Below are 13,748 nucleotides of genomic sequence, written 5' to 3' on the forward strand. Positions count from 1 at the left end.
ACGCCCATCATTGGGCTTTTTATTTATTCGAGCTCTAGTTGATCGTCATCTTTCGTGACTTTGATTTTCATCTTTTTATATTTACGTTTATTTGGATCTAAAGCAGAGTTTGTTACTTCATCAGCAAATTTTGGATTCTGCATGAGTTTGGCATAGGCTCTGTAACCTATACGAATTCTGGTAGGTGGACAATCTGTTCTTTTGGAATAATATTCAATAAGCGAATTTAATTCCTTTAACAAACTCTGATGTTCCATTGTATTGCTTATTTTCTATTAATTAGTAAGTTATTTTCAGCATACTAAACTTTAGAAAATTTCTAAAGATGTAGTTGATATACATCATTTTTAACAAGTGTTAATTGAATTGCATTTATTTTATTAAGAGTGAATTAATTTGCATTTTATTTGGTACTTTTGATTTCTTTTTAATCAAACAGTCATAACCAAGGTGTAAATTAATGTTAGAAAAAGAAAATAGATAGAAGATTGCCACGAACAATAACTACTTAAGCAATTTTCTCACACTGTGGTATTAAGCTGACTTTAACGAGTCGGCTTTTGTTTTTGTGGACAAATAAAAAGCCCTAGATAGGGCCTTTTACTTTTTAAGTTAGCGATTAAAACTTAAGTTTTTTAAGTCCGCGACTTACGCCATTTTGTAAAGCTGCTTTAATGATGGGGCCAAGAAAAGGCACTCGACCTTTAAAGCTAATGGTGTAATCCAAACGAGTACGGTTGTTTCCCAAATCAATAAACTTCATTACACCATGGTGACCTTTAATTGGGCTAATACCGCTTGTGATTGCATATTCGATCAGTTCATTTTCTTTGTAGACTAAATTTGTTTCTACAAATGAAGGTGTAAATGGTATAGACATTTTACGAGCAGAACCCACACCATTACGAGCGTCTTTTCCGTTGCTAATGCGAGTCACTTTAGCAGGAGCGAAAAGTTTGCTTAGGTTTTCATGTTCACTCAAGACTGCAAAGACCTTGTCTACGGGTGCATCAAATTCTTGTACGATGTTGATTTTTTGAGTTTTTAACATCTTGTTCCCTCTGAAAATAATTTTGACATTGGTGATTGTCAGAATTTGGATATTAGCACGCTTTGGGCAATGGGGGAATTCTAATCCGTCGGAGTTTTAAGACTTCAGCACTCAGACCCTGAATTTATCAATTGACCTAAATACTAAAACATCTGCTTTAACCTAACATGGTTAATTAAAATTTAAACGCCTAATATCTATGCTTGGGATAAGAACGAGTACAACAAAAATGAATGCTGTTCAACCAACAAAGCCCGCAGGTGTTATCGGGTATTTCATAAGTAAACTGAGTGTAATAGGCCTCGTAGTCTGTGTCACAAGTGCATCTGCCGCTAAAGAAATAAAATCAGGAGATTCGGCAATGGGTTATCAAAATCAAGCTGCTTGGCAACAAATTGAACAATTTCTTCCTCACGAATTTCATATTCCTAAAGACCAGTTACCAAAAGAAGAATGGTGGGCTTGGAATGGTAATAACATCCATTTGGATACTTATCGAAATCCAAATGCAAAAATTAAAGTGATTTTATTTCATGGTGTAGGTACGAATGGCCGACAAATGTCGATGATTTTAGGTAAACCATTGGCTGATCGGGGATATGAAACAATTGCAGTCGATATGCCGGGCTATGGTGTCACTCAAGTTAGTAAAGGCAAGGTTATTAGCTATAACGATTGGGTACAAGCTGGTAGTGATTTAATTGATATTGAATTAGCAAAAGATAGTCGTCCAATTGTACTTTATGGTTTAAGCGCAGGTGGAATGCTGACATATCACGTTGCGGCAAAGAATAAAAAAGTGAAAGCAATTGTAGGAATGACCTTTCTTGACACAAGTAGCCAGAAGGTTACAGACACTGTAGCAAGTAACTTATTTATGAGTCGAGTAGGGACACCAATTGCGCATTTAACTGCCAAAACACCTCTGGCCTCGATGCGGATTCCAATGAGCTGGGCAAGTAAAATGAGTACTTTGGTGAACAATAAAGAGGCTTTAAAGGCTTTTATGAAAGATAAAACCTCGGCTGGTAACTCGGTTTCACTCACATTTTTAGACTCATATATACATTACAAACCTGAAGTGACGCCTGAAGAGTTTGATGTGTGCCCAGTCTTGTTAACTCAACCAGAAAAAGACCGTTGGACTCCACTTGATTTAAGTACACCATTTCTTAGCCGTATTCAGAAGGTACCTGTAAAAAGCGTAATATTGGAAAATGCAGGGCATTATCCATTAGAGCAACCGGGTTTATCTCAAATGGTTGATGCCATTGATAGCTTTTACAGCACTACGGTGAAATAACGAGTAATTGTGACTCGTTTTAATTCTGCTCGTTACGGTTTTTTATTTCTTAATTTTTTAAAGAAAGGTTGAATCACAGACCAGTTGGTTGAAATCCAACAAATAAATGAACCAGCCGTAACCATGGCTGTTCCTTGCCAAAAGCTTAAGGACAATTGAGTTTGTAAAACAAACATCGCCAAAATAGACGAAATAATAGGGGTGAAATAAGAGGCAACCACAAGCATGGTAATGTTTCCATGAATGATACCAATGTTCCATGCCGCATAGCCAAAGCCAATTGCAGCGGATGCAATTAAAAGGGTGATTACAGTTGGAATATTCATTGAAGGAATGGCGAATTGCCCAGAGAGAAGCAGCTTGAGCCATAGTGTGAGTGCGACACAAACAAAGAAAATAGAGATCGGGTTTTGCCCATTACTCATTTTTTTGGTGAGTACACAGTAAAAAGCCCAAATAATGGCACCTACAAATGCCAAAATATAGCTCAGAGGGTTGTTATGAAAATTATCGACAATGCTACTTAGACTAAAATCACCGCTTCCAGTTTGAATAAAAATAATTCCTGAAATTGAAATAAGTAAGCCGAGAATAATAAGAAAATTAAACTTTAATTCCTTAAAAATAACAAAAGCCAAAACCGTTAAACTCGGCCACAGATAGTTAACAATGCTAACTTCAATTGCTTGTTGAGGGCTTTGAGAATAAGCAATCGCAAATGAAAAACACAGCTCGTAAGCAACGAACAGGACTGTACCCAATATTAAATATTTTTTAGAAATCTGCTTAAAGTCTGGAACTTTGAAAATGGCAAGCAACAGTAGCGCACTTAAAGAATAAATAAGCGTAACACCTAGCTCAGGTCCAATGGCGGCACTGACTTGTTTCATCAGACCGACCATAGATGCCCACATGAGAATGGCGCTTAAACCAATCAATGTTGCTAGATTTTTTGACATAAAGTTCAGTAAATAACGGTTAGAAAATGGTAAAAGATTAAGCTGTGCTGGCGAAAGGAATAAATTTTCAAGATAGGGAATATAGGACAAATTATATAAAATATAAACAATTAAATTTATTGATTGGTTGAATCTGCTATGTTTATTTAAGCATTCAATTGGGTAAAGAAATTTCGAGTAAAACAACATTATTACGAGGAAAATATGGAAGTTATTAAAACGGTTGGTGTGGTAGGTGCAGGTGTAATTGGAGCAAGTTGGACCGCCTTATTTTTACATAAAGGATTTAAAGTTAAGGTTTATGACCCGTATCCTATAGATGAAGCGGTCTTTAAAAAAAGAATATATGCAAATCTAAACGATTTATTAGCTTTGGATGGAAACTCTGAGCATAGCCATTCTCTACAAGATGTATTACTTAATCTGGAAATTTCTAATCACTTAAAAGATGCAGTTTCAGATGTAGATTTTATTCAAGAAAATGCACCTGAACGTCTGGATTTAAAACAAAAACTATATCAAGAAATCACTTCATATTGCCCTGAACATACCATTATTGCTTCAAGCTCTTCAGGCTTAAAAGTGTCTGATTTTCAAAAAGAGGCCCGACATCCTGAACGTATTTTACTAGGCCATCCTTTTAATCCGCCTCATCTTTTACCTTTGGTTGAGATTGTTGGTGGTAATTTGACGTCTTCACAAGTTTTGAAGCAGGCTTCCGAGTTCTATAAACAATTAGGTAAGAACCCAATCGTATTAAATAAAGAAGTCAAAGGGCATGTCGCAAACCGTTTGCAGGCTGCGCTATGGCGAGAAGCCTTTTCACTGGTTGAACAAGGCGTGTGCTCTGCCGAAGATGTTGACATCGCGATTACCAGTGGGCCGGGATTAAGATGGGCGCTATTTGGTCCCTACATTAATATGCAGCTTGCAAACCAAAAGGGCTTTAAAGAGGCGATTCATCATTTAGGCCCACCAATGACAGAATGGTGGAACGATATGCAAGCATTTCAACATTCAGACGAGACAACAGACTTATTAGAAACACAAACCAACCAGCTGTTAACACAATATGAAGATATCGATTTATACCAAACCAGAGATAAAGGATTGGTGGATATCTTAAAGCTCAGACAGCAGCTCAAGTTAGATTAAGACCAGTCTTCATAATAGAGCCAATCATTTTACTGTAGAGATGATTGGCTTTTTGTTAGATCAATAAGAAAAACATTCCTAATTAAAATTGCTGTGCATTCATTAATTGTTACTCAAATCTCTATTGAGATAATTACTGCGGTGTCGATGCGGTACTGATGTTATGAAATGCACAATTTTTAGTGCAGATTTTTTACTTTTTATTTTAAACCGCACCCAAATTGCTCAAATTTAGTATTACTTTTAATCAAAAACGTAATACTAAGCTGGCATGTCCTTTGCATAGTCATAAACAATCAAAAGTGATCTAGGGTTCCGATACTTCATGTATGTCTGGACCGAGAGTTCACGGTTCCTAGCGAACTACACGGAGGGATAAAAGCCCGGGAGGAAGTCTAAAACTATCCGACAGGAGTAGCTATGAACACTGCAAATTATCATAACAATCAGGCGATTTGGACCGAACTTTTACCCGGAGGACATCACTGGTCGGGCCGTATTCAAAAGGGAACTATTCTTAGATTTACATCGCTTGGCGCGCAAGCAAACGTTTCTTTGTTTTGTGTAAATGCTGCCGATGTGCTTGAACGTTTTAACATGCCTGACAGTTTAAAAGGGCAACACACAGCCTATTTAAAAGCATCCAATGTGCTCTATTCAGACCTTGGTCGTGTCATGGCTTCAATTGTTCATGATGAGCATGGTTGGAACGATGCACTCTGTGGCCCAAGCCGACCAGAACAAATTGAAAAGCAATTTGGAACGCGTACATTTCAAGATGCCCGCAATGATATGTACCAAAATGGCTTAGACAGTTTACTCATTGAGATGTGTAAATACGGACTTGCAAGCCAAGACCTCAGTGCCGCCGTTAATCTATTTTCTAAAGTTGCGGCAGATGAAAGCGGTGCTTTGTCATATGTCAGTTCTGACAACACGGATCAAAGCATTGAGCTGCGTTTTGAAATGGACTGCCTGCTATTTTTATCTGCCGCGCCGCATGGTTTAGACACCAGTTCAAGCTATCAACCTGCCGATATTCAACTCAGTTTATTTAAAGCCAATCCTTTAACAGACAGCGATATTTGTCGTCATGCATGTTCGCAAAATCAGCGTGCGTTTCAAAACACAGCCCGCTACTACGCACTTAGCAATATTTAAATCAGGAGAAGCATCATGACAGTTTTACAATCATTTGAAAAAGCAGTTTTAAATGAGGTTTGTCCTGCGGGTGAAGCGTGGATGTGCGAGGTTAAAAAGGGCCAATATTTTCGAATTATTGATCTTGAGGGAAACCAAGCGGTCGATACTTTGTTTATGAGTGCCGAAAATCCAACTGAGCGTTATAGCGCAATGGATACTTTGGCGATCAACCAACACATTTATTTAGAAAAGGGTACGAAGCTCTACAGTAACTTGGGGCGCCCAATTGCGGTTATTCATGATGATAACTGTGGTCGCCATGACACGATTGGTGGTGCTTGTTCATGTGAAAGTAATACGGTTCGCTATGCACATGAAACTTATCCTATGCATAGTTGCCGTAATAATTTTATGTATGCCTTGGCAAAACACCCAATTGCAAAAAAGCATGGATTAAATGTTCGTCATATCGGACCCAACATTAACTTTTTTATGAATGTGCCAGTAACTCCAGACGGGCAGCTTAAATTTGATGATGGAATTTCAGGCCCGGGTAAATATGTTGAAGTTCGGGCAGAAATGGATTTAATTGTTTTAATTTCAAATTGTCCGCAGCTGAACAACCCATGTAATGCCTATAACCCAACCAAAATTCAACTGGTTGTCCGTGAAGCGGAAGGGGTGTAAGCATGTTTAAAAAAGTTCTAATTGCCAACCGTGGTGCAATTGCCTGTCGTGTAATTCGCACCCTAAAAAAACTCGGTATTGCTTCAGTTGCTGTTTACTCCGAAGCCGATCGTGATTCGTTACATGTGACTTTGGCCGATGAAGCTTTCCTGATAGGGCCTGCGCCTGCTCATCAAAGCTATTTAAATATTGAAAAAATCCTTGAGGTTGCAAAACAGTCGGGGGCAGAAGCCATTCACCCCGGTTATGGTTTTTTGTCTGAAAATGCCGAGTTTTGTGATTTGTGTGAAAGCCAAGGTATTGCGTTTATTGGGCCAACTTCAAGCCAAATGCTTGATTTTGGTTTAAAACATACTGCACGTGAACTCGCTATTAAAAGCAACGTGCCTTTACTTCCGGGCAGTTCACTCCTTGCAGACGAAGCAGAAGCTTTGACCGAAGCAGCCCGTATTGGTTATCCGGTCATGCTTAAAAGTACCGCGGGCGGCGGTGGTATTGGTATGCGTTTGGTCTGGAATGAAACAGAGTTAAAAGATGCCTATCAAACCGTGTCTTATTTAGCGCAGGTCAATTTTAAAGATGCAGGTTTGTATTTAGAGAAATTTGTACAACATGCACGCCATATCGAAGTTCAGATTTTTGGTGATGGGAACGGGCAAGTTTTAGCGTTGGGTGAGCGAGATTGTTCGGTGCAACGCCGTAATCAGAAGGTCATTGAAGAAACACCCGCGCCACACTTAAATGAACAGCAACGCGACTACCTTCAAAAAGTTGCGATTCAACTCATGCAATCGGTGAACTATCGCTCGGCAGGCACGGTTGAGTTTGTCATGGACACCGAAACCCAAGAGTTTTATTTCTTAGAGGTCAACACGCGTTTGCAAGTTGAACACGGCGTGACCGAGCAAGTGTTCGGTGTTGATTTAGTTGAGTGGATGGTCACTTTAGCAAGTGGTGATTGGTCTGCGCCGATTGAACAGTTAGAGCCAATAGGACATTCGATTCAAGTTCGTCTTTATGCCGAAGACCCGATTAAACAGTTCCAGCCGAGTGCGGGCTTACTCACGCATGTTAAATTTGACCCACAAGCACGGGTCGAAACATGGGTAGAAACCGGTTCAACGGTGTCGTCTTTTTATGACCCAATGATTGCCAAAATCATTGTGACTGCTGCAACACGGGACCAAGCCATACAGACAATGAGTGCTAGTCTTGCAAATACACAAGTGGCTGGTATTGAAACCAATTTGGAGTATTTGCAAAACATTATTGCTTGCGATGTGTTTGCTTTAGGTACTCAAACCACCCGTTTTTTAAATACATTTGAATGGAAAACTCAAAAAATTGAGGTGTTGCAGTCTGGTATTCAAACCGCTATTCAAGACGTAACAGGTCGATTAGGTTATTGGGATGTCGGTGTGCCGCCATCGGGTGCGATCGACCCACTCAGTTTAACTGTGGCAAACCAGCTTTTGGCCAATGACCCAAATACGGCAGGGCTTGAATGCACCTTGCAAGGACCAACTTTAAAGTTTCACTGTGACAGCCAAATTGTGATTACGGGCGGTGATATGCTGTCAAAACTTGATGGTGAATTGGTGCCGATGTGGCAAACCATCAATGTGAAAAAAGGCCAGATTTTAAAGTGCGGCATCATTCGTTCAGGTTGCCGTAGCTATATTGGCGTTAAAGGTGGTTTCGATGTTCCTGAATATTTGGGGTCGCAGGCGACTTTTACTTTGGGGCAGTTTGGTGGACACGCGGGACGTAATTTATTAATTGGCGATATGCTGCCGATTACTGAATATTCAGCTCAATCGACCACTGCATTGGCTCAAGCGCAAATTCCTAGCTTTACCCAAAACTGGGAAATTGCAGTGATGTATGGGCCACATGGCTCGCCAGATTTTTTCACCAAACAAGATATTGATACCTTCTTTGCCAACGAGTTCGAAATTCACTATAACTCAAGCCGTACAGGCATTCGTTTAATTGGTCCCAAACCTGAGTGGGCACGTGAAGATGGCGGCGAGGCAGGCTTACATCCTTCTAATATTCACGATAACGCTTATGCCATTGGTGCAATTGATTTTACGGGTGATATGCCAATTATTTTGGGTCCAGATGGTCCGAGCTTAGGTGGCTTTGTCTGCCCAGCGGTGGTGATTCATTCTGAGCTTTGGAAAATCGGGCAATTAAAAGCAGGCGATAAAGTCAAATTTGTGCCTGTGAGTTACGCGCAAGCAAAAGCACTCGATCAAAAATATCATCAAAGTTTGAGCGCGACTGATACAACTCGCATTGATTTCAACCCAACCATTCAAGCAGAACCCGACACTTTAAAAGATGCTGTTTTGGCAACTTTAGAAGGTGAAGCTGACTTACCAAGCGTGACCTATCGACCAGCTGGAAATAGCTATTTGTTGGTGGAATATGGTGAGTTAGTACTTGATCTAAATTTACGCTTCCGTATCCATGCGCTCATGCAATGGGTCAAAGATCAAAACATTCAGGGCATTATCGACCTAACACCAGGCATCCGTTCACTACAAATTCATTTTGATTCAATCCACCTCGATCAACTGGAGCTTCTACAAAAACTTCAACAAGCAGAAGCCGAGTTACCCGACATTCAAAATATGCAGGTGCCTTCACGCACTGTCTATTTGCCTTTAGCTTGGGAAGATTCGCAAACTCAACTTGCCACTGAACGTTATACGCAAATTGTTCGTCCAGATGCACCGTGGTGCCCAGATAACATTGAGTTTATTCGCCGAATTAATGGTTTAGCTTCAAAGCAAGCGGTTAAAGATGTGGTTTACAGTGCGAATTATTTAGTGATGGGTTTAGGCGATGTGTACTTAGGCGCACCGGTTGCGACACCCCTCGACCCACGCCAACGTTTAGTCACTACAAAATATAATCCAGCACGAACTTGGACACCTGAAAATGCCGTCGGCATTGGCGGGGCTTATATGTGTGTATATGGTATGGAAGGGCCGGGTGGCTACCAGTTTGTTGGCCGTACCACCCAAATGTGGAGCCGTTACCGTAAAAATGCCGACTTCGAAGATGGCAAACCATGGCTACTGCGTTTTTTTGACCAAGTTAAGTTTTATGAAGTCTCTGAAACAGAACTTCTGCAAATGCGTGAAGACTTTAAGGCAGGCCGTCTACAACTTCGCATTGAAGATGGCGTACTCAACTTAAAAGAATACAACGAGTTTTTAAAAACACATCAAGACAGCATTCAAGCCTTTAAAGACACTCAGCAAGCCAATTTCGAAGCTGAACGCCGCCGTTGGCATGAAGCAGGTTTGCAAGAATATATCTCTGAAAGTCTAGATGCTGTTGATGAAGGTGAAACCGTAGTTATTCCTGAAGGGGGCTGTGCAGTTGAGTCGCATATGCCGGGGTCAATCTGGAAAATTGAATGTGCATCGGGAGATATTGTTGAAGAAGGTGCAACCCTTGCGGTGATTGAGGCAATGAAAATTGAAATTCCAATTATTGCACCCGAACGCATGAAGGTAGAAACCATTACCATTGAAAAAGGGCAAACCGTAAAAACAGGACAAGTGCTATTTACCTTGGCGCCTGTCGCTTAAACCTAAAAAGAGAGCATCAATATCGATGCTCTCTTTAAATTTTATGCTTCGGTCAAATGCTTTAATACTTTAAGACCATGTTCAATCGCTTCTAATTTAATTTTCGACTCTGGATTACCTGATAAAGGCGAAACGTCATAAAGCAAGTAGGTGGCGCTTAACTGCATTTGCGTATATTGAATTGAATATTGAACTGCTTTTAAAAAGCTATCGATTAAGTTTTCTCGATCATTCACCATATCGGCTTCTTTTTGCCCGACCGTCATACTAATAATGACTTTTTTATCTTTTAATTTATCGCCCTGAGAGCCATAGGCAAACTGGTAAGTAAAAACCTCATCAAACCATAATTTCAAAATTGCCGGCATATTAAACCAGAACATGGGATATTGCAGAATGATCGTGTCGTGGCGTAACAAGGCTTCTTGTTCAGTACTTACATCAATTTTATAGTCTGGATAGAGCTGGAAAATATCTCGAACTTCGAGGTCCGGATAGGTTTTAACAAGCTCCTCTACAATTGCTTTATTTGCAATTGATTGAGCGTAGTAGGGATGAGCCAAAATAAGTAAAGCCATGAGAGTGCCTTTAAACTATAAAAATCATAGTCACTATAATTTTTATAGTATGGGTGTACAATAACTATCAAAGTTGATAGGTGGCGTTAAAAATGGCAAATACTGAAAATAAATGTGAAATCATCATGAATGGAAAAACTTATCCATGCCATATCAGTATGGCTATGGATTTGGTGGGTGGAAAATGGAAAGGCGTTATTTTGTATTATCTAAAAGATGGGCCAAAACGTTTTAATGAAATCAATCAATTAATGCCAACCATCACAGAAATGACATTAAGCCTTCAACTCAAGCAATTAGAGCAAAGTGGCTTAATCTCTAGAACCGTTTATGGTGAAAAAGCACCGATTAAAGTGGTGTATGAAATGACTGAATTAGGCCAATCTTTTAAACCTGTTTTAGAGTCTTTATCGTTATGGGCACATACGATGATTAGTCAGGCCTCATAGGGTTAGGCTATTATTAAATTGATAGTTCCTAACAATACCTTAATTTTTGAAAACGTGATTAGGAACTATTAAATTAATTTATTGATTACATTTTTCTATATGTCTAAAAATTCTTTCACAAAGCATCTTTGCCTTAGGTGTAAGCTGCCAGTCAGGATTTTCATCGAAATCCTTAATTATTTCGCGGCAAAAATCTAACTTATATTTAATAGTTCCTACACCAGTACCATCTGCAAATGCAGTTTTTTTTGTAGCAGAAGACGGTTTCTTTATTTTTGAATCAATTAATTTTCCGATTCCATAATTTGCATGATCAAAGTAATTTTCCTCAGTAATACCGTCAATAAGTGAAATATCATAGCTCTTTTTAGTCTCAGGTTTCATACGAGGAAAACGGACTTTTGCTACTCGAACTATTGATGCTTTAGGCAAAGTATTTTCCGTTTCTTTACATTCTAAAATATAATAATTATCTTTGTTTAGTTCGGATCTTAAGATTTTCACACGATCAGCTTTTCCTTGAATATCGCCATCTGCGATTAATAGCATTTCACTTGCAACAGCTTTTGCACTTAAGCCTTTATCTTCTAAATGATCCGCATAATCATCACTAAAAGACCAATGTGTTAAGTTACTTCCTGCGTATTCTACAAATGTGTAGTGGTAATTGGGCATGAAGCGTCGATATTTCTTATATTGCTCAAGATCCAAATTTTCTAATTCACTTAAATATTTTTCCATATATTTTGTAATATAAAGACGATCAGTTATGCCTTCAACCCAAATTGTACAGTTGGCTAAATAGACTGATGAGGGTTTTACGCCTAATGAAGCGAGTAAGTCCCGATCTCTATCACAACGGTAAATTTTAAATTCAAATTCTTTTGGATCTTCAGATTTAGGCTGTTTAACAAATTTTTGAATAATAACTTGGTCCGATTCATCTGCCATATCTAAAAGATGATTCGAGTGTGTAGTAAAAAAATAATAGTGATTAGTTTCATTTAAATAAAAATTCATGAGTTGGCGAACCATGCCGGCGTGCATATGCAACTCAGGTTCTTCTATAAAAAAAGAGTAGATTTCATCTTTTTTGGTGAAAGCTTCATAAGTCAAAATAATAGCTTGTTGTAAACCATCACCCAATTGTGAAATAGGGAATTGCTTATCTTTTCCTATTTTAATATTAACAACATCTTGATTATGCTTTGGAATAAGTGAGACTGGTTCATTATCAAAGAAGTATTGGCTAAGCTTTTCTTCATAACTTTTAATTAAATCACGTTCTTCTGGTTCACCTAATAAATGAGTTTTTAAATCAGAGTATAAGCATTCACCAGTAATGATGTTGGAAGAATTATATTTTTGAGAATTTGAAAAATAATCTTTTTGAGCACGCTCAATATATGGATGCTTATTTTCCATATCTGTTACAGGGCGCATTCCACGTAAAATAGGAATATATTTTTTATCAATATCTGAATTGGTTGTAAGGATATTTTCATTTTTTTCAAGAATTAAATCGATCTCAGTAATTGAATTGGTAAAAGATTTTGAGCCTCCAAAACTATATTTTCTAATGTGAGAAAAATTTTCTAAAAATTGTTTTTTATATACATTCTGCGGAAATTTAGGAGTTTTAATAAGATGTGAAATTAATTTAGAAAGATCAGTTCTGTAAGAATAACTAAAATTGTTATTCATCAGAATATCTCCATTAAAATTTTCTAATAATTTTTCTAAATTTTTTATTTCGGTAGTGAAATCATAAAAATTATTATCCTTGATATTCAAACTAGATGTAAAAAGAGATCTTAGGAAGCGACTTTTGCCTGCATTATTTTTACCAATAAAAAAATTTAATCTTTTTACTTCAAGAATCTTATCGTAGTCCTCTCTATTATCAGAAGTATAACTATCGATTCTCTCAGCCCAGTAATATAATTTATCATTCATATTTAAATAAAATTTTAATCATTAATGTTATGATATTACAAAATAATTTTAATTTAAAACTTATTTACTCAATCAGACTAGCGTTTTTGGTTCAACTTTCTGTTTAGTGTAACAAAACTCATAGTTGCCCTGATTTTGCACAATTTTAAAGAAACTGCCCAAAAAACACTCATAAATGCCCCTCAAATCCATCAAAACCATGCTTAAAAACTGGCACATTTTCTGCATCTCTTATCAGTAATACAAAAACTGAATTTGGTAATACCAAACTAGAGGTGCGATATGAACGATGTAAAACCCGTGGTTCAACCAAAGCAAACTGTAAAAGCCTTTTTAGTCGAATTGTTCAGCGTACGTGCAGGCGTATATATCAAACAAAACAATCAGCCGCCTAAAACAAAAGGATAAGACTGTGGCAAAACAAAAGTTAGCTCGAATCAGTATTACCGTGCCTGAAACGACACTCAACGCACTCGATCAGAAAATTGTCGAGCAGAGCTATGAAAGTCGCTCGCAAGCCATTGTCGACATGATTAATAAACACCTGATTGCGGAGCAAGCACAGGCCAATGAAGTCATGGTGGGCACATTAACGCTGCTTTATGACGCTAGCCAAATGACCCTACGCAATCAATTGGTTGATTTACAACAGCAGTTTTTAGCACAGGTGATTAGCTCACTTCATATCCAGCTTGACCAACAAAAGATATTGCAAGTCATGTTAATGCAGGGTGCGAGCTCTGAACTCAGACAAATTAGCCAGCAATTTATTGTGCTGAAAGGGGTGATTAAAGGGCATTTAGAACTGATGGATGCCGTCATGCCGCCTATACAGCAAAATGACTAAATGAGGAGTAGC

The 13,748-nt window shown here is 38.3% G+C and carries 13 protein-coding genes and 1 riboswitch; of the genes, 8 read left to right on the forward strand and 5 right to left on the reverse strand.

Annotated features, from left to right (window positions below; translation table 11 throughout):
• Positions 1-23: 23 nt before the first annotated feature.
• On the reverse strand, positions 24-257 hold the full coding sequence (locus ACPF64_RS10930) for a hypothetical protein (protein ID WP_003651015.1): 234 nt from the start codon (positions 255-257) through the stop codon (positions 24-26).
• Between the two features lie 362 nt (positions 258-619).
• Positions 620-1,051: an SRPBCC family protein gene (locus ACPF64_RS10935; RefSeq protein ID WP_426453221.1), complete on the reverse strand. Its 432-nt coding sequence runs from the start codon at positions 1,049-1,051 to the stop codon at positions 620-622.
• 229 nt (positions 1,052-1,280) lie between these two features.
• Between ACPF64_RS10935 and ACPF64_RS10940 the strand changes: the two genes are divergently transcribed.
• The gene (locus ACPF64_RS10940; protein ID WP_426453223.1) at positions 1,281-2,354 is read left to right on the forward strand and encodes an alpha/beta hydrolase; all 1,074 of its coding nucleotides are present in this window, start codon (positions 1,281-1,283) and stop codon (positions 2,352-2,354) included.
• Between the two features lie 32 nt (positions 2,355-2,386).
• Here the strand turns inward: ACPF64_RS10940 and yddG are convergent, their stop codons facing one another.
• A complete protein-coding gene (yddG, locus tag ACPF64_RS10945) occupies positions 2,387-3,313 on the reverse strand; it encodes an aromatic amino acid DMT transporter YddG (RefSeq protein WP_426453225.1) in 927 nt (308 codons plus the stop codon).
• Between the two features lie 204 nt (positions 3,314-3,517).
• Between yddG and ACPF64_RS10950 the strand changes: the two genes are divergently transcribed.
• From ACPF64_RS10950 to uca, 4 genes are all read left to right on the forward strand, one after another.
• A complete protein-coding gene (locus tag ACPF64_RS10950; protein ID WP_426453227.1) occupies positions 3,518-4,468 on the forward strand; it encodes a 3-hydroxyacyl-CoA dehydrogenase NAD-binding domain-containing protein in 951 nt (316 codons plus the stop codon).
• Positions 4,469-4,764: 296 nt separating this feature from the next.
• Positions 4,765-4,860, forward strand: a riboswitch (guanidine-I (ykkC/yxkD leader).
• Positions 4,861-4,888: 28 nt separating this feature from the next.
• A complete protein-coding gene (locus ACPF64_RS10955; RefSeq protein WP_426453229.1) occupies positions 4,889-5,629 on the forward strand; it encodes an urea amidolyase associated protein UAAP1 in 741 nt (246 codons plus the stop codon).
• A gap of 15 nt (positions 5,630-5,644) precedes the next feature.
• Positions 5,645-6,298: an urea amidolyase associated protein UAAP2 gene (locus ACPF64_RS10960; protein ID WP_017389307.1), complete on the forward strand. Its 654-nt coding sequence runs from the start codon at positions 5,645-5,647 to the stop codon at positions 6,296-6,298.
• A 2-nt stretch (positions 6,299-6,300) separates the two neighbouring features.
• Positions 6,301-9,906: an urea carboxylase gene (gene uca, locus ACPF64_RS10965; RefSeq protein WP_426453232.1), complete on the forward strand. Its 3,606-nt coding sequence runs from the start codon at positions 6,301-6,303 to the stop codon at positions 9,904-9,906.
• A gap of 41 nt (positions 9,907-9,947) precedes the next feature.
• Here the strand turns inward: uca and ACPF64_RS10970 are convergent, their stop codons facing one another.
• The gene (locus ACPF64_RS10970; RefSeq protein WP_426453234.1) at positions 9,948-10,484 is read right to left on the reverse strand and encodes an NAD(P)H-dependent oxidoreductase; all 537 of its coding nucleotides are present in this window, start codon (positions 10,482-10,484) and stop codon (positions 9,948-9,950) included.
• 92 nt (positions 10,485-10,576) lie between these two features.
• Between ACPF64_RS10970 and ACPF64_RS10975 the strand changes: the two genes are divergently transcribed.
• On the forward strand, positions 10,577-10,933 hold the full coding sequence (locus ACPF64_RS10975) for a winged helix-turn-helix transcriptional regulator (protein WP_426453236.1): 357 nt from the start codon (positions 10,577-10,579) through the stop codon (positions 10,931-10,933).
• Between the two features lie 78 nt (positions 10,934-11,011).
• Here ACPF64_RS10975 and ACPF64_RS10980 read toward each other — a convergent pair whose 3' ends face one another.
• Positions 11,012-12,889, reverse strand: coding sequence for an AAA family ATPase (locus ACPF64_RS10980; protein WP_426453238.1), 1,878 nt, complete (start codon positions 12,887-12,889; stop codon positions 11,012-11,014).
• A 282-nt stretch (positions 12,890-13,171) separates the two neighbouring features.
• Between ACPF64_RS10980 and ACPF64_RS10985 the strand changes: the two genes are divergently transcribed.
• Entirely contained in the window at positions 13,172-13,297 is a 126-nt protein-coding gene (locus tag ACPF64_RS10985; protein WP_426453240.1) for a hypothetical protein, read from the forward strand.
• A 4-nt stretch (positions 13,298-13,301) separates the two neighbouring features.
• The gene (locus ACPF64_RS10990) at positions 13,302-13,736 is read left to right on the forward strand and encodes a CopG family ribbon-helix-helix protein (RefSeq protein ID WP_132071238.1); all 435 of its coding nucleotides are present in this window, start codon (positions 13,302-13,304) and stop codon (positions 13,734-13,736) included.
• Positions 13,737-13,748 lie beyond the last annotated feature (12 nt).

Source organism: Acinetobacter sp. KB005 (assembly GCF_049949095.1).
Lineage (GTDB): Bacteria > Pseudomonadota > Gammaproteobacteria > Pseudomonadales > Moraxellaceae > Acinetobacter > Acinetobacter calcoaceticus.

What these genes read in the sequence shown, in the direction of transcription:
- ACPF64_RS10930 (WP_003651015.1), bottom strand. Translation starts at nt 257, where the DNA reads ATGGAACATCAGAGTTTGTTAAAGGAATTAAATTCGCTTATTGAATAT.
- ACPF64_RS10935 (WP_426453221.1), bottom strand. Translation starts at nt 1,051, where the DNA reads ATGTTAAAAACTCAAAAAATCAACATCGTACAAGAATTTGATGCACCC.
- ACPF64_RS10940 (WP_426453223.1), top strand. Translation starts at nt 1,281, where the DNA reads ATGAATGCTGTTCAACCAACAAAGCCCGCAGGTGTTATCGGGTATTTC.
- yddG (WP_426453225.1), bottom strand. Translation starts at nt 3,313, where the DNA reads ATGTCAAAAAATCTAGCAACATTGATTGGTTTAAGCGCCATTCTCATG.
- ACPF64_RS10950 (WP_426453227.1), top strand. Translation starts at nt 3,518, where the DNA reads ATGGAAGTTATTAAAACGGTTGGTGTGGTAGGTGCAGGTGTAATTGGA.
- ACPF64_RS10955 (WP_426453229.1), top strand. Translation starts at nt 4,889, where the DNA reads ATGAACACTGCAAATTATCATAACAATCAGGCGATTTGGACCGAACTT.
- ACPF64_RS10960 (WP_017389307.1), top strand. Translation starts at nt 5,645, where the DNA reads ATGACAGTTTTACAATCATTTGAAAAAGCAGTTTTAAATGAGGTTTGT.
- uca (WP_426453232.1), top strand. Translation starts at nt 6,301, where the DNA reads ATGTTTAAAAAAGTTCTAATTGCCAACCGTGGTGCAATTGCCTGTCGT.
- ACPF64_RS10970 (WP_426453234.1), bottom strand. Translation starts at nt 10,484, where the DNA reads ATGGCTTTACTTATTTTGGCTCATCCCTACTACGCTCAATCAATTGCA.
- ACPF64_RS10975 (WP_426453236.1), top strand. Translation starts at nt 10,577, where the DNA reads ATGGCAAATACTGAAAATAAATGTGAAATCATCATGAATGGAAAAACT.
- ACPF64_RS10980 (WP_426453238.1), bottom strand. Translation starts at nt 12,889, where the DNA reads ATGAATGATAAATTATATTACTGGGCTGAGAGAATCGATAGTTATACT.
- ACPF64_RS10985 (WP_426453240.1), top strand. Translation starts at nt 13,172, where the DNA reads ATGAACGATGTAAAACCCGTGGTTCAACCAAAGCAAACTGTAAAAGCC.